Annotated in this window: 28 protein-coding genes and 1 other annotated feature; of the genes, 10 read left to right on the top strand and 18 right to left on the bottom strand. The window is 50.5% G+C overall.

The genetic code is table 11. The features are described from left to right. Nucleotides 1-12 precede the first annotated feature (12 nt). The 6 genes from pheS to thrS all read right to left on the bottom strand — a co-directional run bounded on the left by pheS (nucleotide 13) and on the right by thrS (nucleotide 4548). Nucleotides 13-996: a phenylalanine--tRNA ligase subunit alpha gene (gene pheS, locus OGV77_RS14385; protein ID WP_043016596.1), complete on the bottom strand. Its 984-nt coding sequence runs from the start codon at nucleotides 994-996 to the stop codon at nucleotides 13-15. Nucleotides 997-1120: 124 nt separating this feature from the next. Then, nucleotides 1121-1245 (bottom strand) — a sequence feature (Phe leader region). Then, entirely contained in the window at nucleotides 1196-1240 is a 45-nt protein-coding gene (gene pheM, locus OGV77_RS14380; protein ID WP_001386830.1) for a pheST operon leader peptide PheM, read from the bottom strand. Its footprint overlaps the feature before it by 45 nt. A 122-nt stretch (nucleotides 1246-1367) precedes the next feature. Continuing rightward, nucleotides 1368-1724, bottom strand: a complete 357-nt coding sequence (rplT, locus tag OGV77_RS14375; RefSeq protein ID WP_003030578.1) for a 50S ribosomal protein L20 — start codon at nucleotides 1722-1724, stop codon at nucleotides 1368-1370. Between the two features lie 55 nt (nucleotides 1725-1779). Then, nucleotides 1780-1977: a 50S ribosomal protein L35 gene (gene rpmI, locus OGV77_RS14370; protein WP_003030583.1), complete on the bottom strand. Its 198-nt coding sequence runs from the start codon at nucleotides 1975-1977 to the stop codon at nucleotides 1780-1782. 96 nt (nucleotides 1978-2073) lie between these two features. Continuing rightward, nucleotides 2074-2616, bottom strand: coding sequence for a translation initiation factor IF-3 (gene infC / locus OGV77_RS14365; RefSeq protein WP_048997935.1), 543 nt, complete (start codon nucleotides 2614-2616; stop codon nucleotides 2074-2076). Between the two features lie 3 nt (nucleotides 2617-2619). Continuing rightward, nucleotides 2620-4548 carry a threonine--tRNA ligase gene (gene thrS / locus OGV77_RS14360; RefSeq protein ID WP_003832572.1) on the bottom strand — a complete coding sequence of 643 codons (1929 nt, stop codon included), beginning with the start codon at nucleotides 4546-4548 and terminating at the stop codon, nucleotides 2620-2622. A gap of 304 nt (nucleotides 4549-4852) precedes the next feature. Between thrS and yniD the strand changes: the two genes are divergently transcribed. Beyond that, nucleotides 4853-4960, top strand: a complete 108-nt coding sequence (gene yniD, locus OGV77_RS14355) for a small membrane protein YniD (protein WP_003030590.1) — start codon at nucleotides 4853-4855, stop codon at nucleotides 4958-4960. 166 nt (nucleotides 4961-5126) lie between these two features. On the opposite strand, the gene OGV77_RS14350 is transcribed toward yniD, so the two are convergent. Continuing rightward, on the bottom strand, nucleotides 5127-5885 hold the full coding sequence (locus OGV77_RS14350; RefSeq protein WP_003030592.1) for a DUF481 domain-containing protein: 759 nt from the start codon (nucleotides 5883-5885) through the stop codon (nucleotides 5127-5129). Nucleotides 5886-6172: 287 nt separating this feature from the next. On the opposite strand from OGV77_RS14350, the gene pfkB reads away from it, so the two are divergent. Continuing rightward, entirely contained in the window at nucleotides 6173-7102 is a 930-nt protein-coding gene (gene pfkB, locus OGV77_RS14345) for a 6-phosphofructokinase II (RefSeq protein ID WP_043016597.1), read from the top strand. A 270-nt stretch (nucleotides 7103-7372) separates the two neighbouring features. Then, nucleotides 7373-8233: a fructosamine kinase family protein gene (locus tag OGV77_RS14340; protein ID WP_043016598.1), complete on the top strand. Its 861-nt coding sequence runs from the start codon at nucleotides 7373-7375 to the stop codon at nucleotides 8231-8233. A 53-nt stretch (nucleotides 8234-8286) separates the two neighbouring features. On the opposite strand, the gene OGV77_RS14335 is transcribed toward OGV77_RS14340, so the two are convergent. Continuing rightward, nucleotides 8287-8823: a YniB family protein gene (locus OGV77_RS14335; protein ID WP_043016599.1), complete on the bottom strand. Its 537-nt coding sequence runs from the start codon at nucleotides 8821-8823 to the stop codon at nucleotides 8287-8289. Nucleotides 8824-8990: 167 nt separating this feature from the next. Between OGV77_RS14335 and hxpB the strand changes: the two genes are divergently transcribed. From hxpB to tcyP, 4 genes are all read left to right on the top strand, one after another. Then, a complete protein-coding gene (gene hxpB / locus OGV77_RS14330) occupies nucleotides 8991-9659 on the top strand; it encodes a hexitol phosphatase HxpB (RefSeq protein WP_087050647.1) in 669 nt (222 codons plus the stop codon). A 147-nt stretch (nucleotides 9660-9806) separates the two neighbouring features. After that, on the top strand, nucleotides 9807-10568 hold the full coding sequence (gene kduD / locus OGV77_RS14325) for a 2-dehydro-3-deoxy-D-gluconate 5-dehydrogenase KduD (protein ID WP_043017928.1): 762 nt from the start codon (nucleotides 9807-9809) through the stop codon (nucleotides 10566-10568). A gap of 83 nt (nucleotides 10569-10651) precedes the next feature. Then, a complete protein-coding gene (locus OGV77_RS14320) occupies nucleotides 10652-11251 on the top strand; it encodes a metal-dependent hydrolase (protein WP_087050648.1) in 600 nt (199 codons plus the stop codon). Nucleotides 11252-11386: 135 nt separating this feature from the next. Then, nucleotides 11387-12778 (top strand): cystine/sulfocysteine:cation symporter, encoded by a 1392-nt coding sequence (tcyP, locus tag OGV77_RS14315; protein WP_043016601.1) that lies wholly within the window; start codon nucleotides 11387-11389, stop codon nucleotides 12776-12778. Between the two features lie 64 nt (nucleotides 12779-12842). Here tcyP and cedA read toward each other — a convergent pair whose 3' ends face one another. Next, complete coding sequence (cedA, locus tag OGV77_RS14310; RefSeq protein WP_072025560.1) at nucleotides 12843-13106, bottom strand: cell division activator CedA; 264 nt, start codon at nucleotides 13104-13106, stop codon at nucleotides 12843-12845. 192 nt (nucleotides 13107-13298) lie between these two features. On the opposite strand from cedA, the gene katE reads away from it, so the two are divergent. Further along, the gene (gene katE, locus OGV77_RS14305; protein WP_286502821.1) at nucleotides 13299-15557 is read left to right on the top strand and encodes a catalase HPII; all 2259 of its coding nucleotides are present in this window, start codon (nucleotides 13299-13301) and stop codon (nucleotides 15555-15557) included. A 36-nt stretch (nucleotides 15558-15593) separates the two neighbouring features. On the opposite strand, the gene chbG is transcribed toward katE, so the two are convergent. The 7 genes from chbG to osmE all read right to left on the bottom strand — a co-directional run bounded on the left by chbG (nucleotide 15594) and on the right by osmE (nucleotide 21506). Then, nucleotides 15594-16352 (bottom strand): chitin disaccharide deacetylase, encoded by a 759-nt coding sequence (gene chbG, locus OGV77_RS14300; RefSeq protein WP_087050650.1) that lies wholly within the window; start codon nucleotides 16350-16352, stop codon nucleotides 15594-15596. A gap of 12 nt (nucleotides 16353-16364) precedes the next feature. Continuing rightward, nucleotides 16365-17720 carry a 6-phospho-beta-glucosidase gene (locus tag OGV77_RS14295; protein WP_100194466.1) on the bottom strand — a complete coding sequence of 452 codons (1356 nt, stop codon included), beginning with the start codon at nucleotides 17718-17720 and terminating at the stop codon, nucleotides 16365-16367. Between the two features lie 124 nt (nucleotides 17721-17844). Further along, nucleotides 17845-18687 (bottom strand): transcriptional regulator ChbR, encoded by an 843-nt coding sequence (gene chbR, locus OGV77_RS14290; protein ID WP_087050652.1) that lies wholly within the window; start codon nucleotides 18685-18687, stop codon nucleotides 17845-17847. A gap of 10 nt (nucleotides 18688-18697) precedes the next feature. Continuing rightward, a complete protein-coding gene (gene chbA, locus OGV77_RS14285; protein ID WP_286502819.1) occupies nucleotides 18698-19045 on the bottom strand; it encodes a PTS N,N'-diacetylchitobiose transporter subunit IIA in 348 nt (115 codons plus the stop codon). 54 nt (nucleotides 19046-19099) lie between these two features. Next, nucleotides 19100-20458: a PTS N,N'-diacetylchitobiose transporter subunit IIC gene (gene chbC, locus OGV77_RS14280; RefSeq protein ID WP_003030619.1), complete on the bottom strand. Its 1359-nt coding sequence runs from the start codon at nucleotides 20456-20458 to the stop codon at nucleotides 19100-19102. Nucleotides 20459-20545: 87 nt separating this feature from the next. Continuing rightward, nucleotides 20546-20866 carry a PTS N,N'-diacetylchitobiose transporter subunit IIB gene (chbB, locus tag OGV77_RS14275; RefSeq protein ID WP_003030620.1) on the bottom strand — a complete coding sequence of 107 codons (321 nt, stop codon included), beginning with the start codon at nucleotides 20864-20866 and terminating at the stop codon, nucleotides 20546-20548. Nucleotides 20867-21164: 298 nt separating this feature from the next. Next, a complete protein-coding gene (osmE, locus tag OGV77_RS14270) occupies nucleotides 21165-21506 on the bottom strand; it encodes an osmotically-inducible lipoprotein OsmE (protein WP_003030621.1) in 342 nt (113 codons plus the stop codon). Nucleotides 21507-21841: 335 nt separating this feature from the next. On the opposite strand from osmE, the gene nadE reads away from it, so the two are divergent. Together nadE and cho are read left to right on the top strand one after the other, a co-directional pair. After that, nucleotides 21842-22672: an NAD(+) synthase gene (nadE, locus tag OGV77_RS14265; protein ID WP_043016607.1), complete on the top strand. Its 831-nt coding sequence runs from the start codon at nucleotides 21842-21844 to the stop codon at nucleotides 22670-22672. A 132-nt stretch (nucleotides 22673-22804) separates the two neighbouring features. Continuing rightward, on the top strand, nucleotides 22805-23692 hold the full coding sequence (gene cho / locus OGV77_RS14260) for an excinuclease Cho (RefSeq protein ID WP_080625083.1): 888 nt from the start codon (nucleotides 22805-22807) through the stop codon (nucleotides 23690-23692). On the opposite strand, the gene ves is transcribed toward cho, so the two are convergent. After that, the gene (gene ves / locus OGV77_RS14255) at nucleotides 23652-24227 is read right to left on the bottom strand and encodes an environmental stress-induced protein Ves (RefSeq protein ID WP_087050689.1); all 576 of its coding nucleotides are present in this window, start codon (nucleotides 24225-24227) and stop codon (nucleotides 23652-23654) included. The genes cho and ves overlap by 41 nt on opposite strands. 347 nt (nucleotides 24228-24574) lie before the next feature. Then, the gene (spy, locus tag OGV77_RS14250) at nucleotides 24575-25060 is read right to left on the bottom strand and encodes an ATP-independent periplasmic protein-refolding chaperone Spy (RefSeq protein WP_003030629.1); all 486 of its coding nucleotides are present in this window, start codon (nucleotides 25058-25060) and stop codon (nucleotides 24575-24577) included. Nucleotides 25061-25145: the final 85 nt, after the last annotated feature.

Genomic DNA, 25145 nt, shown 5'->3' with positions numbered 1-25145 from the left:
TTTATCCTGCCTTTATTTAAACTGTTTGAGGAAACGCAGATCGTTTTCGAAGAAAGAACGCAGATCGGTAACGCCGTAACGCAGCATGGTCAGACGCTCCATACCCATACCGAATGCAAAGCCAGAGTAGATTTCCGGATCGATGCCGACGTTACGCAACACGTTCGGGTGAACCATCCCGCAACCCAGCACTTCCAGCCATTTACCGTTTTTGCCCATCACGTCCACTTCCGCAGAAGGTTCGGTGAACGGGAAGTAGGACGGACGGAAACGAACCTGCAGGTCTTCTTCAAAGAAGTTGCGCAGGAAATCGTGCAGCGTGCCTTTCAGGTTGGTGAAGTTGATGTTGGTATCAACAATCAGCCCTTCCATCTGATGGAACATTGGGGTGTGCGTCTGATCGTAATCGTTACGATATACACGGCCCGGAGCGATAATACGGATCGGCGGTTGTTTTTCCTTCATGGTGCGGATCTGCACGCCAGAAGTTTGCGTACGCAGCAGACGCGTCGCGTCAAACCAGAAAGTGTCGTGGTCAGCGCGCGCCGGGTGATGGCCAGGAATATTCAGCGCATCGAAGTTATGATAGTCATCTTCGATTTCTGGACCCGTCGCCACGGTAAAGCCCAGCTCACCGAAGAAACTTTCAATCCTGTCGATAGTACGCGTTACCGGATGCAGACCGCCGTTTTCGATACGACGCCCAGGCAAAGAGATATCGATCGTTTCTTCAGCCAGACGGGCATTCAGCGCGGCATTTTCTAATTCGGCTTTACGCGCGTTCAGTGCCTGCTGAACCTGCTCTTTGGCAACGTTTATCACTGCACCTGCAGCCGGGCGCTCTTCTGCCGGCAGTTCGCGCAGGGTAGTCATCTGAAGGGTCAGGTGCCCTTTCTTGCCCAAATATTCGACGCGGACATTGTCTAACGCGGCAACATCTGAAGCCTGGTTAATGGCGGCCGTTGCACTGGCAACCAGCTCTGCGAGATGTGACATGGTTTTCCTCGTTATGTTGCGATATTCACTAGTCGCTCGTCTATACGCAAAACCATTCAAGTTGTATCAACGCGGCAAAAGAGCAAATGCAGCCAATACAGAGACAACTTGAAGGATGACGCGTATAAAAAAAGCCTCCACCAGGGAGGCTTTTAGGCGCTGTTTTCCGTTTCTTCTTTCACGCGCAAGCCTCCTGAGTTCAGGTGCTAAAGTAAAAGAAGAAGCGGAAAATAGCAGCATTCATGCTTGCGTTACCTTGTGTGGTAAAAAAACCGGACAACCGTTATTGAAAAGGCTTACGGATAAATTGTCAACTAATTGATTGCGCTACAAATAAAAGAGAGGGAGCCAGGCTCCCTCTTTTCACCGGCTTATGCCAGAGCTGCTTTCGCTTTTTCGACCAGAGCGGTGAACGCTACTTTGTCGAATACTGCGATGTCAGCCAGGATCTTACGGTCGATTTCAACAGAGGCTTTTTTCAGGCCGTTGATGAATTTGCTGTAAGAAATACCGTTCTGACGTGCTGCTGCGTTGATACGCGCAATCCACAGTTGACGGAACTGACGCTTTTTCTGACGACGGTCACGATAAGCGTACTGACCAGCTTTGATAACAGCCTGGAAGGCAACGCGGTATACGCGAGAACGCGCACCGTAGTAGCCTTTAGCTTGTTTCAAAATTTTCTTGTGACGTGCACGGGCAACTACACCACGTTTTACGCGAGCCATATGTGCTCTCCTGTATCTATATTCTTAGTAAAAAAATGAATTAAACGTTAACGGCTTATGCGTACGGCAGGCACGCGATAACCAGACCCAGATCGCCTTTAGACACGAGGCCTTTTGGACGCAGGTGACGTTTACGCTTAGTAGATTTTTTGGTCAGAATATGACGCAGGTTTGCGTGCTTACGCTTAAATCCACCACCACCGGTTTTTTTGAAGCGCTTAGCAGCACCGCGTACGGTCTTAATTTTTGGCATTTTAATAACTTCCACTTCGCATTGTTAATAAACGAAACGTAGGCGAACAACGGCTGTGGAACCCGCAGGCTCCACAGACATTGCTACTTGAAGGCCTTACTGTTTCTTCTTAGGAGCGAGCACCATGATCATCTGGCGGCCTTCGATCTTCGTAGGGAAGGATTCGACTACTGCCAGTTCACTCAGATCGTCACGGACGCGGTTGAGCACTTCCATACCGATCTGTTGGTGGGCCATCTCACGACCGCGAAAACGCAGCGTGATCTTAGCCTTATCGCCATCTTCCAGAAAGCGTACCAGGCTGCGGAGTTTTACCTGGTAATCGCCATCGTCGGTACCAGGACGGAATTTAATTTCCTTAACCTGGATAACTTTTTGCTTTTTCTTCTGTTCCTTAGAAGACTTACTCTTTTCATAAAGGAACTTGCCGTAGTCCATAATACGACAAACTGGCGGTTCGGCGTTAGGGCTGATTTCAACTAAATCTACTCCAGCTTCTTCAGCTTTTTCGATCGCTTCTCTCAGACTCACAATACCCAAAGCTTCGCCTTCCAGACCTGTTAAGCGAACTTCCAGGGCGCGAATCTCGCCATTGATACGATTCGGACGTGCCGTTTGAACTCGTTTTCCGCCTTTAATACCTTATTCCTCCAGTTGTTGAAGACTGCGGCTGCGAATCTCTTGTTGCAGCTTCTCAATCACTTCATTTACGTCCAGGCTGCCCAAGTCTTTGCCACGACGGGTGCGCACGGCAACTTTGCCTGCTTCTACCTCTTTGTCGCCACAGACCAACATGTAAGGGACACGACGTAAAGTGTGCTCGCGGATTTTAAAGCCAATCTTCTCATTTCTCAAGTCTGCTTTTACACGAATACCCGCATTTTGTAGTTTCTGCGTTAATTCGTTAACGTATTCAGACTGAGAATCGGTGATGTTCATGACAACAACCTGAACCGGCGCAAGCCAGGTCGGGAAGAAGCCAGCGAACTCTTCGGTCAGGATACCGATGAAACGTTCCATCGACCCAAGAATTGCGCGGTGAATCATAACCGGCACCTGACGCTCGTTATTTTCGCCAACATAAGAGGCGCTTAAACGGGACGGCAGGGAGAAGTCCAGCTGTACAGTACCGCACTGCCATGCACGATCGAGGCAGTCATACAGGGTAAATTCAATTTTCGGACCGTAGAATGCGCCCTCACCCAGTTGGAACTCAAACGGGATGTTGTTTTCTTCCAGCGCAACGGCCAGGTCAGCTTCAGCACGGTCCCACATTTCATCGCTGCCGATACGTTTTTCGGGGCGAGTGGACAGTTTGACGACGATTTTCTCGAAGCCAAAGGTGCTGTACATATCGTAGACCATACGAATGCAAGCGTTAACTTCATCACGGATCTGCTCTTCTGTACAGAAGATATGCGCATCATCCTGAGTGAAGCCACGAACACGCATCAGGCCATGCAGCGCGCCTGACGGCTCATTACGGTGGCAGCTACCAAACTCTGCCATACGCAACGGCAGATCGCGATAGGATTTCAGACCCTGATTGAAGATCTGCACGTGGCCTGGGCAGTTCATGGGCTTAATGCAGTATTCACGGTTCTCAGAGGAGGTCGTGAACATTGCATCTTTGTAGTTATCCCAGTGACCTGTTTTTTCCCACAGCACGCGGTCCATCATGAACGGACCTTTAACTTCCTGATACTGGTATTCTTTCAGTTTTGAGCGAACAAAGACTTCCAGTTCACGGAAGATAGTCCAGCCATCGTTATGCCAGAACACCATACCCGGCGCTTCTTCCTGCATGTGATACAGGTCAAGCTGCTTGCCGATTTTACGGTGGTCGCGTTTGGCCGCTTCTTCCAGACGTTGCAGATAGGCATTCAGGGCTTTTTTATCTGCCCATGCAGTACCATAAATACGCTGCAGCATCTTGTTATTGCTGTCGCCACGCCAGTATGCCCCAGCGGTCTTCATCAGTTTGAAGTGATGGCAGAAACGCATGTTCGGCACGTGCGGGCCACGGCACATATCGACATATTCTTCATGATGGTACAAGCCAGGCTTGTCATCATGGGCGATGTTTTCATCAAGAATAGAGACTTTATAGGTCTCGCCACGCTTCACGAAGGTTTCACGCGCTTCGTACCAGCTGACTTTCTTCTTAATGACATCGTAGTTTTTCTCAGCGAGCTCGTGCATCCGCTTCTCGAGCGCGTCGACGTCTTCCTGGGTTAACGTACGGTCAAGATCGATATCGTAGTAAAAACCGTTATCAACAACCGGTCCGATCGCCATTTTGGTGTGCGGCCAGAGTTGTTTGATCGCGTGCCCTAACAGGTGCGCACAGGAGTGACGAATGATCTCCAGACCTTCTTCATCCTTCGCGGTGATGATGGAGAGCTTCGCATCATGCTCAATCAGATCGGAAGCATCTACCAGCTCACCGTCAACACGGCCAGCAATAGTGGCTTTCGCCAGACCTGGACCGATGTCCAGCGCAACATCCATGGGGCTTACAGCGTGGTCGTAATGGCGTTGGCTGCCATCAGGAAGAGTAATAACAGGCATGTTATATCCTTATTTGCAGTGGTGACCCACACGTAAGATCACATACAAAGATTCAATATTTAAAATTATCAAAAAGGTGTGGGCTGATTCCCGCTTCACTCTGCGAAATATGTCACTGATTGCCTCAATGGCTACACTGGACCTACACCCGCTTTTTGATAACACCGTTTCACAGTGTACACGGCATTTCGAGCCGATCAAAGCAACAATCAACGCGTACTCTATGATGTAAATCAATTCACTGACACCCTGACGTCTTTGTTACACTTGCAGAAAGTCATCTAATCTGAGCAGGAAAAGAACAATGCCAACAAATCGCTTTGCAAAGAAACACTGGAAGATGGTGGTGATCCTACTCGTTATTTGTGCGGCAATGCTAATGCTACGTTGGGCAGCGATGATCTGGGGTTAAAATACTGGCGCGCTGTTCCGGTTCGGATGTATTTATCAATTAAATCGAATTTGTCTGAAAAATAGCGCGTTATTGATAAGTGCTAAAAATAAAACACAGATTAACTATTAAATAACCTTAACTTTAATAGATAAAAGCCGGGCCAATTATTTGACCCGGTTTGTCATTACATCCGGTAGCCGAGTGAAACAGTAGTACGACGATCGGTATGTTCCGGCGCTGTTGCCGGTGGTTCAGAGTTCCAGGTGACGTTGTAAGCCACCTTTAACCCAAAGTGTTCGTTGATGGCAACGTTCAAGGCCGTTTCAGAGTTGAGCGTTGTATCGTCAGCACCGAATACCGACACGCCTTGCGTAAATTTAGTATTGTCCGTCATCTGCCACGCATAGGCCCCGGACGCATAGCCCAACGGCTGCGTTTCGGTGGTCCCATCCGTATGCTCGTCATAGCGCACGCCAGGACCGAATTCAAAACGGAAGCTATGTACTGGTCCGTTAAGGAACTGGCGACCATAACCGGCGGTCAGCACGTCACGCTCGCGATAGCCGTTGTAACGGTCGGTCAACCAGCTTGCCTGCCCAAAGAGGTAGTCATAGTCGGTCATGTTGTAACGACTACGACCACCTACGGCATATTTCTCTGATGAACGCTCATCATTTGAAGAGGTATTGCTGGCATTTCCCCACAGAGACCACGCCGTGGTTTCACCGTACCAGGTCATGGTGGTGTCTGCGGTTAAAGAAGAACTTTTTGTGTTGCCTGACTGGGCGAGATATCCCGCGTTCAGGTTACCTTCAAAGGGTTTTTTCGCGCTGGAAGGGTCATCCATGACAGTAAAAACGGAATCATCGGCGGCAGCATGCATTGACGCAAGCAGGCCACCCGTCAGCAGTAATGCTGCGGGCACTGTCTTCAAAAGCTTCATTTATTAAGAGTCCGTACAACAAAAAAAGAGACCATTACGGTCTCGGAAACTTTCATATGGATCAATGACAAAAGACCCTTGAAAGGTAACAAATTATAAAAAGACTCGAATAACATAGCAATAAATTCTTATTTCATTTTTTGAATAAGAGCGTTCCTAAACCGTTTTTTTATTTATATATCTTTGACGCAAATGTTTTAAATAAAGATATTAAAAATCATGTTGTTAATTACTTCACTTTCGCGAGGTTAAGTGCCAGACTGAGGACAGCCTAACAGGAGGTAAAGATGGTACGTATCTATACGTTAACACTTGCGCCCTCTCTCGATAGCGCAACAATCACTCCGCAAATCTACCCGGAAGGTAAACTTCGCTGTACCTCGCCGGTTTTTGAACCCGGCGGCGGCGGCATCAACGTCGCTCGCGCAATTGCCCATCTTGGCGGAACCGCGACGGCTATCTTCCCTGCGGGAGGCGCTACCGGAGAGCATCTTGTCGCTCTGCTCGCCGACGAAAATGTTCCCGTATCCACCGTCGAAGCCAAAGACTGGACCCGACAAAATCTCCATGTGCACGTTGAGTCCAGCGGCGAACAGTATCGCTTCGTCATGCCAGGTGCTGCGCTGACCGATGACGAGTTCTACCAACTTCAGGATCAGGTGCTGGAAATAGAGTCTGGCGCGCTGCTGGTTATTAGTGGCAGTTTGCCGCCTGGCGTACAGCTTGAGAAGCTGACCCGTCTCGTTACCACGGCACAAAAACAAGGGATTCGCTGTATTGTCGATAGTTCTGGCGAAGCGCTGGCGGCGGCATTGGCTATCGGCAATATCGAACTGGTCAAACCTAATCTCAAAGAACTGAGCGCGCTGGTCAACCGCGAACTCACCCAGCCCGATGACGTGCGTAAAGCCGCACAGGAAATCGTGCAAAGCGGAAAAGCCCATCGCGTAGTGGTCTCGCTTGGGCCGCAAGGGGCACTGGGCGTTGATCGCGACACCTGTGTCCAGGTGGTTCCGCCACCGGTGAAAAGTCAAAGTACCGTAGGCGCGGGCGACAGTATGGTCGGCGCCATGACGCTTAAACTCGCTGAGAACGTACCTTTTGAAGATATTGTCCGCTACGGTGTAGCAGCAGGTAGCGCCGCTACCCTGAATCAGGGTACGCGTCTGTGCGCCTTAGACGATACGCAAAAAATATATTCGTATCTTACTCAGTAATGACACCTTCCCCCTTGTATTGATTCAGGGGGATTTACCCGTAAAACTGTCGGCATGGGTGTTATACGTCTATGATAAAAAATCACGTGATTACAAAGAAGTGAATCATGTGCAACAGGACGTCTTCACATCGATGCGAGGTGAAGAAGAACGACAAACATTAAGTGCCTTTCCAGCGATGACGCGTCAGTGGTGTGCGTCAGTTCGTGTTTTTTAACCGCATTCTTGCGCTAACCTTATGATCTGGCAGACAACATGGGGAGAGACATCATGTGGCAGGCTATCAGTCGTCTTTTAAGCGAGCAACTAGGTGAAGGCGAAATCGAACTGCGTAACGAACTGCCCGGCGGAGAGATCCACGCCGCATGGCATTTACGCTATGCGGGGCGCGATTTTTTCGTCAAATGCGATGAAAGAGAGCTGTTAACCGGCTTTACGGCGGAAGCCGATCAGTTGGAGCTACTTTCTCGCAGTCAAACTGTATCTGTACCGAAAGTCTGGGCGGTAGGCGCAGACAGAGATTACAGCTTTCTGGTGATGGATTTCCTCCCTCCCCGTCCGCTTGATGCGCACAACGCTTTTATCCTCGGCCAACAGCTGGCGCATTTGCATGAATGGAGCGATCAGCCGCAGTTTGGGCTCGACTTCGATAATGCGCTCTCTACCACACCCCAGCCCAACACCTGGCAACGTCGCTGGTCAACCTTTTTTGCCGAGCAGCGTATTGGCTGGCAGTTGGAACTCGCCGCTGAAAAAGGCATTGCGTTTGGCAATATAGACGCCATTGTTGAGCATGTTCAGCAGCGTCTCTCTTCCCATCAACCGCAGCCGTCTCTTCTGCACGGTGATTTGTGGTCCGGGAACTGCGCTCTCGGTCCAAACGGTCCGTACATCTTCGACCCTGCCTGCTACTGGGGGGACAGAGAGTGTGACCTGGCCATGCTGCCGTTGCATACCGACCAGCCGCCGCAAATCTATGACGGCTATCAGTCTGTTTCGCCGCTACCATTAGATTTTCTCGACAGGCAGCCTGTCTACCAGCTCTATACGCTGCTGAATCGGGCAATTTTGTTCGGGGGACAGCATCTGGTGGTCGCGCAGAAAGCGCTGGACAGGTTACTGGCGGCTTAGCCTGCTTATCAGGCCTGGCGTTTCACAACGCGGCAGGCCTGATAGACCTGCACTTACAAAAAGCCCAGCAATGAAAAGAAGAAGTAGCCGATCACGATAACAATCACCGGCAAAATATAGAGTGGGAATATTTGCAAAAAAATCGTATGGTGCGGAACCACGATACGCGACTCAAGTTGCGCGCGCGATAAACCTTCACTGCCTTTTGCCTGTTCCAGAATCAACTGGTCCTCAACGCCCTCGCGTAAAAAACGCGCCTGACGACTCATTCTGGCACCGGAGTCCTGCAACGCCAGACCGATAAAAATCAGAATGAAAATCAGCCAAAAGACGAGATTCAGTCCACTTTGAAAATCGGGCGTCGGCGAGTTATACCAAAACACGTTAAGAAAAGGTGTGTTCACCCGCATCATGTCGATCATCACATGGGCAAAATCGAGCATGACTGCGTTAATTCCTTCCTGCTTTTCGCTGTGCGCATACATAAACTTCAGTACTGAAACCAGCGTTGAAATCAGCGCGGGAATGAAAACCACCCATCCCACCAGCCTTTTCAAGATGGCAATGCGTCCAGCTTGTTGATACGTCATGAGTTCCCCTTGATTAAGACGTGTCATTTTGGCCTAAGTTTACCCGTTGATTACCGTTTTCGCCTGATCTTTAAAGGCGGTATACTGCCGAATTAGCCATAATGAACGCTTAGAGCCCGTTCTGGCTGGCTCTTAATCCCTTTTATCACCGTACAGGAGAGGTTGTGATGTCAACCCCGCGTCAGATTCTTGCTGCAATTTTCGATATGGATGGATTACTGGTCGATTCTGAACCGCTTTGGGATCAGGCTGAACTGGATGTGATAGCAAGTTTAGGCGTTGATATCTCCCGCCGCCATGAACTTCCCGATACCCTTGGTTTACGCATCGACATGGTGGTTGATTTGTGGTTTGCGCAGCAACCATGGAATGGTCCCTCACGTCAGGAAGTTACCGAGCGCATCATTACCCGGGCAATTGCGTTAGTAGAAGAAACAAAGCCGTTGCTGCCGGGCGTGCGTGAAGCCGTGGCGTTGTGCAAATCTCAGGGAATCAAAGTAGGACTGGCATCCGCCTCGCCGCTGCATATGCTGGAAAAAGTGCTGACCATGTTTGAGCTGCGCAGCAGCTTCGACGCACTGGCTTCTGCGGAAAAACTGCCCTACAGCAAACCGCACCCACAGGTTTATCTCGATTGCGCGGCGCTACTGGGTATCGATCCTTTAAACTGCGTAGCACTGGAAGACTCGGTAAACGGTATGATTGCTTCGAAAGCCGCCCGTATGCGTTCCGTCGTGGTGCCGGCGCATGAAAATCAGGACGATCCTCGCTTCGTTCTTGCCGACGTCAAACTGACCTCGCTCACCGAACTCACCGCCCTTCATCTGCGCGGCTAATCCTGTGACGGGCAATGTTCGGATTGCCCGCCTTCCCTGCTTTTGATTTTTTAAAACATCGTTTCATTTTCAATTGTATTTCTGTTTAACCTCTCCTATCCTTGCCCTACAGAGCAAGCGTTAATGGCATATATAGTTGAGGTAAACATGATTCAGGAAGCTTTTCGTCTCGAGGGTAAAATCGCTATCGTCACAGGATGTGATACCGGCCTTGGGCAAGGTATGGCAGCGGCGCTGGCAGAAGCGGGCTGCGATATCGTCGGCGTGAATCGTAAAATACCGCATGAAACCGCAGAGATAATTAACGGCCTTGGTCGGCGCTTTATGGCCATTCAGGCCGACCTCAGCCAACAGGATGCGCTCACCAACATTGTGACACAAGCGGTGGCGGCGTTTGGCCGGGTCGATATTCTGGTTAACAATGCGGGAACCATCCGCCGTCAGGATGCGCTGGACTTCAGCGAAAAGGATTGGGATGACGTGATGAACCTCAACCTTAAATCCGTTTTCTTTCTGTCACAAGCCGTGGCGCGCCAGTTTCTGGCTCAGGGCAACGGCGGAAAAATCATTAACATTGCCTCAATGCTCTCTTTTCAGGGCGGTATCCGCGTACCATCCTATACCGCATCAAAAAGCGGCGTGCTGGGTATCACCCGCCTGCTGGCTAATGAATGGGCGCCCCTGGGGATTAATGTTAATGCCATCGCTCCCGGCTATATGGCGACCAATAACACACAGCAGTTGCGCGAAGACAGTGAGCGTAATCAGGAGATTGTCGATCGTATTCCCGCCGGACGCTGGGGCACGCCAGATGACCTGAAAGGCCCGGTCGTTTTCCTCGCCAGTCCTGCCTCTGACTATATACATGGCTATACGCTGGCCGTGGATGGCGGTTGGCTGGCGCGGTAAAGGCGCACTTGTGACAAAGGGTTACAACGTCACCTCTTCCGCCTACTGTATAAAACCCCTATACTGTATGAATCGACAGTTTATTGGGTTTTATCATGACGGCGGAAGGTCACCTTCTTTTTTCTATTGCCTGTGCGGTATTTGCCAAGAATGCCGAGCTAACGCCCGTTCTTGCGCAGGGTGACTGGTGGCATATTGTTCCTTCAGCCATTTTAACGTGCCTGCTGCCGGATATCGATCATCCCAAATCCCTGCTGGGGCAGCGTCTGAAGTGGATATCAAAACCCATTGCCCGGGCATTTGGTCATCGCGGGTTTACGCATAGCCTGCTGGCAGTCTTTGCCCTGCTGGCCACGTTTTACCTGAAAGTCCCGGACACGTGGATAATACCGGCAGATGCCTTACAAGGTATGGTTCTTGGTTATCTCAGCCATATACTGGCCGATATGCTAACCCCGGCGGGCGTTCCTCTGCTTTGGCCATGCCGCTGGCGTTTTCGTCTGCCGATCCTCGTGCCGCAGAAAGGTAATCAACTGGAGCGGTTTCTGTGCATGGCGCTGTTCGCGTGGGCAATCTGGATGCCGCAGACCGTACAAGAGAACAGTGCGGTGCGCTGGTCATCACAGATGATAAATACGCTGCAAATGCAGTTTAATCGTTTTATAACGCACCAGGTTGACTAATTAATCAGCCAAAAAGTCATTTTTGGCATAAACAATTCCATTTGAATATAAGAGGCAAGTCACAGTTCTGCTAATCTTGCGCCAACAGAATCACCTTTAAACGGTGATACGCATAATAAGATCAGGAGAACGGGGATGAACTTTCCATTAATCGCGAACATTATCGTGTTCGTAGTGCTGCTGTTGCTGCTGGCGCAAGCCCGTCACAAACAGTGGAGTCTGGCAAAAAAAGTACTGGTCGGTCTGGTCATGGGTGTCGTGTTTGGCCTCGCCCTGCACACCATTTATGGCTCCGACAGCCAGGTTCTTAAAGATTCCGTACAGTGGTTCAACATTGTCGGCAACGGTTATGTCCAACTGCTGCAGATGATTGTCATGCCGCTGGTGTTTGCGTCTATTCTCAGCGCCGTCGCACGTCTGCACAACGCCTCTCAGTTAGGTAAAATCAGCTTCCTGACCATCGGCACCCTGCTGTTTACCACGCTGATTGCCGCGCTGGTAGGGGTTCTGGTGACCAACCTGTTCGGCCTGACCGCCGAAGGTCTGGTTCAAGGTGGCGCCGAAACCGCTCGCCTGAATGCGATTGAAACCAATTATGTTGGTAAAGTTGCCGACCTCAGCGTTCCGCAACTGGTGTTATCCTTTATCCCGAAAAACCCGTTTGCCGATCTGACCGGAGCGAACCCGACGTCGATTATCAGCGTGGTTATCTTCGCTGCATTCCTGGGTGTTGCCGCGCTGAAGCTGCTGAAAGATGATGCACCAAAAGGCGAGCGCGTTCTGGTCGCTATCGATACCCTGCAAAGCTGGGTGATGAAGCTGGTTCGTCTGGTGATGCAACTGACTCCGTACGGCGTTCTGGCGCTGATGACCAAAGTGGTTGCAGGCTCCAACCTGCAGGACATTATTAAGCTGGGTAGCTTCGTCGTGGCCTCTTATCTTGGTCTGGGCATTATGTTCGTGGTTCACGGGATCCTGCTGGGTATTAACGGCGTTAGCCCGCTGAAATACTTCCGTAAGGTGTGGCCGGTACTGACTTTCGCCTTCACCAGCCGTTCCAGCGCAGCCTCAATTCCGTTGAACGTTGAAGCGCAAACCCGTCGTCTGGGCGTGCCTGAATCTATCGCCTCTTTCGCCGCCTCTTTTGGCGCCACGATTGGCCAGAACGGTTGTGCGGGCCTGTACCCGGCAATGCTGGCAGTAATGGTCGCGCCGACCGTCGGAATCAACCCGCTGGACCCAATGTGGATTGCCACGCTGGTCGGTATCGTGACCGTGAGTTCCGCAGGCGTTGCGGGTGTCGGTGGCGGAGCAACGTTTGCCGCGCTGATCGTCCTGCCTGCTATGGGTCTGCCGGTCACGCTGGTTGCGCTGCTGATCTCCGTTGAACCGCTGATCGATATGGGTCGTACCGCGCTGAACGTAAGCGGGTCTATGACTGCCGGTACGCTGACCAGCCAATGGCTGAAGCAGACCGATAAAACGATTCTGGACAGCGACGATAACGCCGAACTGGCGCATCGCTAAGCCTGTTAGTTGAAAAACAAAAAACCGCCGGAGTGTCATGCTCCGGCGGTTTTTTTTATATCCATTAATCGCTCAGTTCATTTTCCTGACGAACCTGATTAGCCCAGCGTTGCGCTGATTCCGGGACCGTAAATGCAGGCGAACGTTGAAACGCCTCCCCCATTAAGACAAAAGCGACATATTTTCCGCGCAGTATCCATACGTCACGAAACGCATCCATTTTAACCGCATGCTCTGGTGGGGCAGGCTCCACGCGAGGAACATAGCTGATAACCGGACGATTTTGTTGGCGAAGAGGTTTCATAATCAGTTGCTTCACTAAAGACAAATTCTAAAAATCAGAAAACTGCTATCTTAGCCGATTTTGCCTCCTGACGTCCTGCCTTGCGTGCGCTGTTTGCCTGGTTCATCGCGCTTTACACCATCGGTCTGTTCCTGCGCCACTGAGTGAGTGGTCTATAGTTAAAGCTTTTGACGGCAACAACGACCCTTTAAGCGATGAAAGCAGGAGAAGAGTTTAATGTCACAGAATGATAAGCACCCACTCCATCACTCAGCGCCGGTTCATGATGCCAGCGAATCCCAGCCAGGACTTGACTCACTGGCGCCAGCAGACGGTTCACATCGGCCAGCGCCTGAACCTACGCCACCAGGCATGCAGCCCACTACGTCCGGCAGCTTAAAAGCGCCTGACGTCACAAGTGACAAACTCAACGCGCTGGAGAGTTTTCGCAAAGGAAGCGAGGATTTTGCCCTGACCACCAATCAGGGCGTGCGCATTGCGGACGATCAAAACTCTCTGCGCGCCGGAAACCGTGGGCCTACCCTGCTGGAAGACTTCATCCTGCGGGAAAAAATCACCCACTTTGATCACGAACGCATCCCTGAGCGGATCGTACATGCCCGAGGTTCTGCCGCTCACGGTTACTTTCAGCCCTATGCCAGCCTCAGCGCAACGACGAAAGCGGACTTTCTGAGTGATGAAAATAAAATCACACCGGTTTTTGTGCGTTTTTCTACGGTTCAGGGCGGCGCAGGCTCCGCGGATACAGTCAGAGATATTCGGGGGTTTGCGACCAAGTTTTACACTGAAGAGGGCATTTTCGATCTGGTGGGAAACAACACACCTGTTTTCTTTATTCAGGATGCCCATAAATTCCCGGATTTCGTCCATGCGGTTAAACCGGAGCCGCATTGGGCAATCCCACAGGGCCAAAGCGCGCATGATACCTTTTGGGATTATGTCTCATTACAGCCGGAAACGTTGCACAACGTCATGTGGGCAATGTCCGACCGGGGTATCCCACGCAGCTATCGCATGATGGAAGGCTTTGGCATCCACACATTCCGGTTAATCAATGCGCAAGGGAAAGCCACCTTTGTCCGATTCCACTGGAAACCGCTGGCAGGCAAAGCGTCGCTGGTATGGGATGAAGCGCAAAAACTTACCGGTCGGGATCCCGATTTTCATCGTCGCGATCTGTGGGAAGCTATCGAAGCGGGCGATTATCCGGAATATGAACTGGGGCTACAGTTGATTCCCGAAGAAGACGAATTTAAGTTCGATTTTGACCTGCTCGATCCGACCAAGCTGATCCCGGAAGAGCTGGTTCCGGTGCAACGCGTCGGTAAAATGGTGCTGAACCGCAATCCGGATAATTTCTTTGCTGAAAATGAGCAAGTCGCGTTTCATCCCGGACACATCGTCCCCGGCATCGACTTTACCAACGATCCCCTGCTACAGGGCCGCTTGTTCTCCTATACCGATACCCAAATCAGTCGCCTTGGCGGGCCAAACTTCCATGAAATCCCGATCAATCGCCCAACCTGTCCGTACCATAATTTCCAGCGTGACGGCATGCATCGTATGGACATCGATACCAATCCTGCCAACTATGAACCGAACTCTATCAATGATAACTGGCCGCGCGAAACGCCGCCGGGACCAAAACGCGGTGGATTCGAGTCGTATCAGGAACGTATTGAAGGAAACAAAATCCGCGAACGCTGCCCCTCTTTTGGCGAATACTATGCGCAGCCTCGCCTGTTCTGGCTAAGTCAGACGCCAATTGAACAGCAGCATATTATCGGTGGATTCAGTTTTGAACTCAGTAAAGTTACGCGCCCCTATATTCGTGAAAGAGTGGTCGAACAGTTAGCTCATATTGATACGGCCCTCGCCAAAGCGGTTGCCGATAATCTCGGTTTTGAGCTAACCAAGGAACAGACCAACATTGCGCCGCCGCCCAACGTCAACGGTTTGAAAAATGCACCGTCACTCAGTTTATATGCGGGTTCGCAGGGAGAGATTAAGGGCCGTGTGGTCGCCATCCTACTGAATGACCAGGTGAAATCGAGCGACCTGCTCGCCATCATGCAAGCCCTACAGGCTAAAGGCGTACATGCCAAATTGCTCTATTCCCGAATGGGTAATGTGGTTGCCGATGATGGTTCTGCCCTGACGATCGCCGGTACTTTTGCGGGTTCGCCATCCCTGACGGTCGATGCGGTTATCGTTCCGTGTGGCAATCTCGCGGATATCGTTACGAACGGTGATGCCCGATATTACTTACTCGAAGCGTATAAACACTTAAAACCTATCGCCCTGGCTGGCGATGCTCGTCAGTTTAAAGCAACGTTGAATATCAAAAATGATGGAGAGGAAGGCGTGGTTGAAGCGGACAGTGCAAACGCACAGTTTATGGATACCCTGCTGACGCTGATGACCGCGCACCGCGTCTGGTCACGAGCCGGAAAAATAGACACGATTCCTGCCTAAAAAAATGCGGCGCATTAAGCGCCGCAAACTCAGGAATTACACGTTCAGAAAACTGCCAAGACGATAACCGCGCTCCGCAATAGCATATTTCAGTGACGAAGACGTCAGTACGTCGAGCTCAGTTAAGCGGGGGTAACAGTAGGCACTTTGACGAATAATGTCATCGATAAAGGCTGGGTGACACATCACTTCCAGCGAGGACTCTCCCCGGTCTGCTGACGCGTCAAGCGTTTGCAAAAACAGGGCTTCAGAAATCGCCTCGCCGTAAAACTCACTGCTGAATCCCTGGGAAGTCCGTAACGTCTGTGGAAAGTCAGACGCCTGGAATACCGCCTGACGATCGATCCGTAACGCAATCCCTTTTTGGGCAGCAAACCCGGCCACTATAGGGAAAATCTGCGGGAACATATGCACGTGATGATGGCTATCCAGATGCGTCGGCTCCCGCCCGAACAGGTCAATAAAACGCTGATACTGCGCGGCCAGCTCCTGAGAAATTTCATCCAGCGGTAAGATGTCTTCTTCAGCCATCTGCCAGATCCATTTCCCCAGTAATCCGTCACGAGTAAGACCAGGCATTGCCGTCAACGGCCTGCCCAGCGTCAGAACAAAATGCATGCCGACGGCAAGTTCCGGTATGTCGCGACTCAGCTGTACCGCATGGTCAATTGCCGCGCCGTTAACCAGTGCCGTCGTCGAGGTGACAACGCCATTGCGGCAGGCTTCAACAATGCCGTAGTTTTGTCCTTTACTCAGGCCAAAATCATCCGCATTTACAATCAGTACGCGTTCCATAGCCGACCTCAGTTAGTGTTGTTCGCTTTTGAGTTTTTCAATACACCCGGCAAAGTTTGGCAGCCATTTTTCATGCGCCAGAATCAGCTCACGCGCCAGGATCTCGGCATCGCTGTCGGAGTGCACCAGCGGACTCAGGTTCAATGCCAGCAGCACATCATTCAGCTCGCCGCTCAACGCCGCATTGCTCGCCGCGACCTCGAAGCCTTTAATGGTATAGATAAGGCCGAGCACTTTCTCATCAAAATGGGTAATCCGTGGATGCGGTGTAGCCCCGTTACGTCCCAGCGTGCAGGTCATCTCTACCGCCCAGTCCGCAGGGATATTATCAACATGCCCATGGTGCGGAACGTTGACATAGTGCTCGGTCTGTTTGTCGTTGTAGATGGCGTTGATCACTTCGCAGGCCGCATCGGAGTAATAGGCTCCACCGCGCTGCTCCAGTTCTTTCGGCTTCACGTTCAGATCCGGGTTTTTGTAGAGATCAAACAGTTGTTTCTCCACTTTCTGTACCACCTGAGCGCGCGCGCCGCCCTTATAGTATTCACCCATTTCAATCGCCAGCATCTCTTTTGGCTTGAAGTAGTAGAGCAAATAAGAGCACGGCAGCAGTTTCAGCGAACGAATCAGTCCTTCACTAAACGGCAGGTCAAAGATGTTCTTCACGGTAGACGCTTTCAATTCGCCCGATGCGACGCCATCCAGCAGCTCATCAAAACGTGACACGCCGTTCACCAGTACGTCTTTAATAAAGACCATATGGTTGAGACCAAACAGATCGATGGATAAGTCGTCGCTCTCGTTAAGCGCCAGCACATCGCTAATGAACATTTTCATGCCGACAGGAATATTACACACGCCGATGAATTTCTTGAAATTCGTATGACGATAGACCGCTTCAGTCACCATCCCGGCCGGGTTAGTAAAGTTAATCACCCACGCATTCGGGCACAGTTCTTCCACATCTTTCACAATATCAAAGATAACCGGAATGGTACGCAAACCTTTGAACAACCCACCAGCGCCGTTAGTTTCCTGCCCCAGATAACCGTGACTCAGTGGAATGCGCTCATCCTTTTCACGGGCTTTTAGTTGCCCTACGCGCAGCTGGGTAGTAACGAAATCAGCATCTTTCAGCGCTTCACGGCGGTCCAGTGTTTTAAACAACTTCATCGGCACACCCGCTTTGTCGATCATTCGCTGGCAAAGGTCAAAAATAATGTCCAGTTTCTCTTTTCCACCGTCGACATCAACCAGCCACAACTCAGAAACCGGTAATTCATGATAGCGCTTAATAAAGCCTTCAAGTAATTCAGGGGTGTAGCTGCTCCCGCCACCGATAGTGACGACTTTTAATTTCTGGCTCATAATTTCTCCCTTCAGTGTCAAAACACTGACGTGTATTATGCTCAACCCGTTTGTCAGGTATAGCGTGGCTGTCCCGACGCTATTTTGGGCAAGCTATAAAAAATGGGTTATTGGCAAATAATATCTACTGATTAAATTCAGTTAATTTCTTACGATAGCTATTAGGTGTAAATGACGTCAGCTTTTTAAACGTTTTAATAAACAGGCTTGGACTACTGTAGCCAGACTCATAAGCAATATCCGTTACAGAGTAGTTAGTCATTTCCAGCTGTTTTTTAGCAAAGTTAATGCGGATTTCATTGATGATCTGCATCGGCGTTTTGCTGTAATAACGCTGGGTCGCGCGGGTCAGATACTCCTGGGATTTCGCGGACAGGTGTACCATATTTTCCAGCGCATTCTCGCTAAACTGCCGTTTGTCGTGCATGGTCTCGACGGTTATTTTGAGCCACTGCGGAATATCATCCAACACCTGCTCTTCGCGATGATGGCGTAACCGATTAATAATATAGAAGGTGACCACTTCTACAAATTCATCGAGTCCGCTCTCACGAAAGTTCAGTGATGCAATAACCGTTTCAATATAGGTAAGAAACGCGTTATTCGCGTGATAGACCTGCGATGCAACAAAACAAAATGGCAGCAGCGGGTGATAGTGCTGTTCAAAAAAACGTTTACTGATGCCGACGTTAAGGATCCTTGTTGCACCAAAATCATAAAAACTTTGGTGGTGCGATCCCAACGGGATAAAGACAAAGTCTCCACGTTCGAGCAGTACGCGTTTGCCGTTGATTTCCTGATAATAGCGCCCGGTTAACACCAGGGTGAATTCATAGTAGTCATGCTGATGCAGCCCGCTGATGCTCTCAGTTTTGTTATAGATGAACACATGGAAATTTTTGCCATTAAATAGCTGCTGCTCATAGACGGTCTTGATTTCCGGTGCGTTAATCTGTAGCTGCATTATGCACTCCTCGCTATTTCAGCTTTTCGTGAAGCTCAATCAGTTCAGTCACCAGCTCACGCGCCAGCATTGATGTCATCAGGTGGTCCTGCGCGTGGACCAGCACCAGGCTAACTTTCATTTTACCTTCGCCCTGATCGCCTTCAATCAGTTTCGTTTGCACGAGGTGCGCTTCGTTCAGCGCCAGGCGAGACTGGTCCATCATGGCCTTAGCCGACTCGAAATCACCTTGCTTGGCCATTTTGAGCGCGCCGTACGCCAGGCTACGCGCCTGACCGGAATTGATGATGAGGCCCATCACCACTTCTTCAAATTCTTCTGCTTCTGACTGCGTGTCGACGATGTTTTCGATATCCAACATACTTTTTTCCTCTGGTTCAGTCCGGCATGACCGTGAAGCCATGCCGGATTAAATTTAGAATTTCAATGCGTTAGCGATATCTTCTTCGCTTTCTTCTTGATCAATAACGTTCTGCGCTTTATTGGCTACCACCACGAATGGCAGGTAAACCAGCGTTGCGATACCGAGGTTGAACAGCGCGACCAGCAGAGCAGCGACGCTACCGTTGGTGTTAAAGAACGCGCCCAAACCGGTTGGCATAGTCCACGGTGCAATGTTGGTAATCGGTGGAATAATGCCTGAGTAATAAGCTGCCAACGTAATCGCCGCCAGAATCGGCTGAACCAGAATGAATGGGATAAACATCACCGGGTTCATGATGATCGGCAGACCGAACAGGATAGGTTCGTTAATCTGGAACAGACCTGATGGCAGCGCCAGTTTAGCAACCTGACGATAGTCAGGACGACGCGATGCCAGGAAGATAGCGATAATCAGACCCAGCGTTGCCCCGCTCCCTCCAAGGAAGATGTAGGAGTCGAGCATCGGTTTCGCCCAGACGTGGAACGTCTTACCGGCTTCCAGCGCGGCGTCTACGGAACCAAACTGTTGGTAGATGGAGATGTTTTCCAGCGCCCATGGCGTCATGATTCCGCTGTCCAGCGCGGTCAGCGCCAGAGAACCGTGAATACCGAAGAACCACAGCAGTGGAACAAAAATCACGTAGGCCCAGCCCACCACGCTGCCCAATGACGCCAGCGGAGTTGAAATGGAATCCATGATGATCTGGTGGAAGTTCGTACCCCAGGTGTTCAACGCCCAGGCGATGATCCCCATAATGGAGAGGATGAGGAAGCCAGGAATCAGTGCAGAGAAAGAACGCGATACGGATGTCGGTACGCTATCAGGTAATTTAATAACCCAATTGCGACGGACCACAAAGGTAAACATTTCCGCGACCGCGAGGCCGATAATAATACCGGAAATAATATTGGCACCGCCGAGCCAGTTTGCGCCAACGGCATAGGCTTCACCCACGCTATATGGCGTTACGGTCATAAACGCGGCGACGGATAACAGCCCGGCTGCCAGTGAGTCGACTTTGCGTTCTTCTGCCAGCGCCATGCCAATAAAGAACGGCGCCATCAAGGACATGATACCCAGCGTACCGTTATAGACGTTTCCACCAATGCCTTTCAAACTATTCAGCGTTTCAATAGTTGAGGCATCAAGTCGAATACCCATTGAATAAAAAAACGACCCCTCCCCAAAGCTCAGGAAAACGTTATTGATTAATACAAACATGGCCCCTGCGAGGGTTAACGGCATTAAACGAATAAAGCCGTTTTTGATTGCATTAACGTGTGGCTGCTTTCCAATTTTTACAGCAAAAGGAAGGAGTACCTTTTCAAGTGAAGCAATAGCGTTACTCATAGAAAAATACCCTTAAATACCGCAATTGATAATTACGGTGAATGTTAATGAAATAACTCTTTGACGGGAAAAATTAAAATAAAATAATTAATTTGCTGCGGCTTTTTTAATTGCTGCAACTGCAGCCTTAAGCACGCCTAAACCATCGACTTTGCCATACAGCAGCGAGTCAATCACTTCCACAGGCTTGTTGGGTAACAAGCGCTGAATTTCGGGCAACATATAAGCAATTTGTGGACCTAATAATACAACATCGGCCGCTGGACCTTTTTCTCCGGCCAGCGTCTCAGGAAACGCTTCAATAATAACCGGTACTTCGTATTTTTCGGCCTGAGCACGCATCTTCGAAACCAACAATGAAGTCGACATGCCCGCAGAACAAAACAGATAAATGTGTTTCTTTTCCATTAAAACGATCCTCATATGCGATTATCTGTCAACCAGACACTCCGCAAGCCATAACCTGCATCCATGCTCTGGGTAACTTGCGTCAGCTAAATTACTTTTTTAGGTGGCTGAAATGAGTATACGGGATTGCACCGATGGATGGTATTTCCTTGACCAACTAAATTGTCTCTCCTTGACCTGTCGTTATGACCCCCCTCACATTTCGGGCAAATAATTCGCGGCAATAAATAAGATCGTGTGGCACAAAAAAACCGGCGCGATGGCCGGTTCTTCTGTGTGCTCAGGCAATAAACAGTTGTTACTTCTTCGCCGCCTGCGGGTCGGTGTCGTACTCTGCACAGGTCTGATAACCAGAGTTAATCACGTGTCCGGTGTCGTCCAGAGCAACAAAATAGGTTTCAGCTTTACCATCTCGTTGACCCAGGATGTAGGTCTGGCATGTCCCACGTGCATGGATCATACTGACTTCAGAAGAAGGTTTACCGGCAATCTGCGCCACCTGCGCCCGGCTCATCCCTTTCTTCACATCTTTCACCACGGGCTGAACAAATTGGTCTTTGGTACGGTCGTAGGCCGTACACCCTGCCAGCATAGTCAAAACAGCCGCTGCGCTCAGAATTCCTGTTAGATTCTTGTTCATATTCCGTCCTCTTTTATTTCAGCGTGTTATATAAGCCTGGAGCACAACAACGCATTTTTCAAGCAATCAGATGATACTTAGGTAGTTTCGGAAAATTCTATACCCTAAATAATTCGAGTTGCAGGAAGGCGGCAAGGGAGTGAATCCCCAGGAGCTTACTAAAGTAAGTGACCGGGGAGAACGAGCGCAGCCAACGCACATGCAACTTGAAGTATGACGGGTATATTAAAACAAAATCCTGCGATATCAGGCTCGGATCCCTTGTCGTTTGGGCCTCAACGCGTTAGCTTTAACACATCATTTTTTTGATCATTTTTATTTTAGGAGGGGGTTAAATGACTCTGCAGCAAGAGATAATTCAGGCGCTTGGCGCAAAACCGCACATCAATGCAGAAGAAGAAATTCGCCGCAGCGTGGATTTCCTGAAATCCTATCTGCAGACCTACCCCTTTCTGAAATCGCTGGTGTTGGGAATTAGCGGCGGACAAGACTCGACGCTCGCTGGAAAACTGTGTCAAATGGCGATATCCGAGCTTCGCAACGAAACGGGGAATGACGCGTTGCAGTTTATTGCCGTGCGCCTACCGTATGGCGTTCAGGCCGATGAACAGGACTGTCAGGACGCCATCGCCTTCATTCAACCGGACCGCGTACTCACTGTTAATATCAAGGGCGCGGTGCTGGCCAGCGAGCAGGCTCTGCGTGAGGCGGGTATTGAGCTGAGCGATTTTGTGCGTGGCAATGAAAAAGCCCGTGAACGCATGAAGGCACAATACAGCATCGCCGGCATGACCAGCGGCGTTGTTGTGGGTACCGATCATGCAGCGGAAGCCATCACCGGATTTTTCACTAAATACGGCGATGGCGGTACCGACATTAACCCTCTATTCCGTCTGAACAAACGCCAGGGTAAACAGTTGCTTGCGGCGCTGGGCTGCCCGGAGCATTTATATAAGAAAGCGCCAACCGCCGATCTTGAAGACGATCGTCCTTCTCTGCCAGATGAAGCCGCTTTGGGCGTCACCTACGACAACATCGACGATTATCTGGAAGGAAAAGCGCTGGCTGCCGACGTCGCGAAAAAGATTGAAGGCTGGTACGTAAAAACTGAGCACAAACGCCGTCCACCGATCACCGTGTTTGATGATTTCTGGAAAAAAGCGTAACCCTTTTCTCTTCATAATGCCGGATAGCGCCAGTATTGACGAAATCCGGCATTAGCCTGCTGACCTCATGCCGCTTTTTTAATCGCCTTCAAGCTGCTACACTGGATGAATAACCAGCATCCGGAGTGAACAGTGGTACAGCGTCAATCAGCCCCTCGCCTGTCATTTGAGGCAGCGGCAATCTATGAATATCCCGAACACCTGCGCCCATTTTTGAGTGAGCTTCCCACCGCGCCCGGCGTCTATCTGTTTCACAGTGATAGCGACACCATGCCGCTTTATATTGGTAAAAGTGTCAATATTCGCAGCCGCGTGCTGGCGCATTTACGTACCGCAGATGAAGCGGCCATGCTACGTCAGGCCAAACGCATTAGCTGGATTTGTACGGCCGGAGAAATTGGCGCCCTGCTGCTGGAAGCAAGGCTTATCAAAGAACAGCAGCCGTTGTTTAACAAACGACTGCGACGCAATCGTCAACTTTGTGCCTTGCAGCTTACCGAGCGGACTGTTCAGGTTGTCTACGCACGAGATATTGATTTCTCCCACGCCCCCAATCTGTTTGGTCTGTTTGCTAATCGCCGCGCGGCGCTACAGACGCTGCAAAGTCTCGCCGATGAACAAAAGCTGTGCTACGGCCTGTTGGGTCTGGAACCCCTGAGTCGCGGGCGCGCCTGTTTTCGCTCCGCGCTTAAACGCTGTGCCGGAGCCTGCTGTGGGAAGGAAAGTCCTGAAGCGCATCATTTGCGTCTGGTAGAAGCACTGGAAAGAGTGCGCGTGATCTGCTGGCCATGGAGCAATGCCATTGCGCTGCAGGAAACCCGCGCTGAAATGACGCAGTACCATATCATCAATAACTGGCTGTGGCTGGGGGCCGTTTCTACGCTGGATGAAGCGACAACACTGGCGCGTATGCCGGCCGGCTTTGACCATGATGGTTACAAAATTCTCTGCCGGCCTGTTCTGTCTGGTCAATATGATATTATTGAACTGCGTCCGGAGAATGCCCCGGCATCCAGTTAATCTCACTGAACAGCAGTTTCCCCTCACGCTCCAGCAGTCGTAATGTGTGTTTACCATCGTGCCAGCTTGCACCCTGATCGGCCGTCAACAGCTTATCGCCCAGTTGCCAGGCGCCGCTGATAACGAACACCACACCGCCGCGCGAACCAAAGGTCGTAAAGGTGCGATCGGCCACCCTGACTTTCGCGTGGCAGACATCCCGTCGGGTCATGATATTAAAATCCATCGACATCTGCCCTTCCGTCAGCTTCGCTTTTACCACCTTGTCACCGGCAAAGGTAAAAGGCTGATGCTGTTTCAGGGTATGCGTGAAGGTGTTCGACTCTTCCAGGGTTACTTCTCCGCCTTCCAGCAGGGTAATCACGCGTTCTACACCGGGAAAAAGAGAAAACTCACCGTTTGCTGCGATGGAGGCGATACTCGCCCGCCAGTGAAAATCTCGTGTTGCTGGCGGAAAACAGCAAATTTCACGCGTTTCTCCCGCACCATTTCGCCACAGATTGACCGGCATTTTGCGGATATCAAAGTATTCCATCATCCCTCCAGAAAGGCGCAGCACGGCAGCCCGCCATAACAGGCAGCCATAAATCATCATTGTTTTGTTCACCCTGCAGATTATTGTTATCGGCAGCAGAGTTGATTTGCCTTAGCGATGAACCCGGTGTTTTGCAAAAAAATTAGCGCCTTCCAGGTGGAATTTTCGCGGGCTTCAGGAGAATAACGCGTCACAAGCGCGGTGCAAGAGGCGGTAAAGAAAAAACCGCCGATCCTGCCCACCTCGTTAAACGTGTTGTGGACAAGAGCGGCGGTCTTGAGTTTGGTTTCACACTGCGCGGCAATCAGCACACACAGCGTGAATGATTTAGTGTAGACGCTGAACGATTACTCAGCAGCTTGCGGCATTTTACCTTTCTGCGCTGCACGTTCTGTCAGACGCTTCTCAAAATTGGCATTAAACTGCTTTTTCTGTTCCGGCGTCAGGATGTTGTAAATCTTGTTCTGGGTTTCCATATGCGCCAGCATATTGGCTTTGCGCTGTTCTTCCATCTTCGCAATTTGCGCTTCTGCTTTTGCTTTATCGAAGCTATCGCTGGCAATGATGTCGTGCATTGCGCGGCGCTCTTCCAGCGGTGGACGTTTCATCTGATCGCGCTGACCTTTCATGATTTCGCGAATCTGCTGTTTCTGTGCGTCGGTCAGGTTCAGGTCTTTGAACATCATGTCATGATGCGGGGCGAATTTGCCGTTGTGGTGCATCATCGGTTTGGCATCCGCTGGCGCAGCTGTTGTCGTGTCAGCGGCGTGTGCCAGGTTAGCAGCGCCCAGCGCCAGGGTAGAGGCAACAAACAGAGCAGTCAGTTTACGCATAATTTCTATCCTTTCTTTCAGTTATTTTTACGACACTCATGCGACTCTTATGCAATGTGATGTCGTGTTGACGAGATTAACTTTA

Source organism: Citrobacter sp. Ce129 (genome assembly GCF_030334545.1).
In the GTDB taxonomy this organism is placed as follows: Bacteria; Pseudomonadota; Gammaproteobacteria; order Enterobacterales; family Enterobacteriaceae; genus Citrobacter; species Citrobacter europaeus.
Note: the sequence above shows the minus strand (reverse complement) of the source record. Positions and strands in the feature narration are given on the sequence as shown.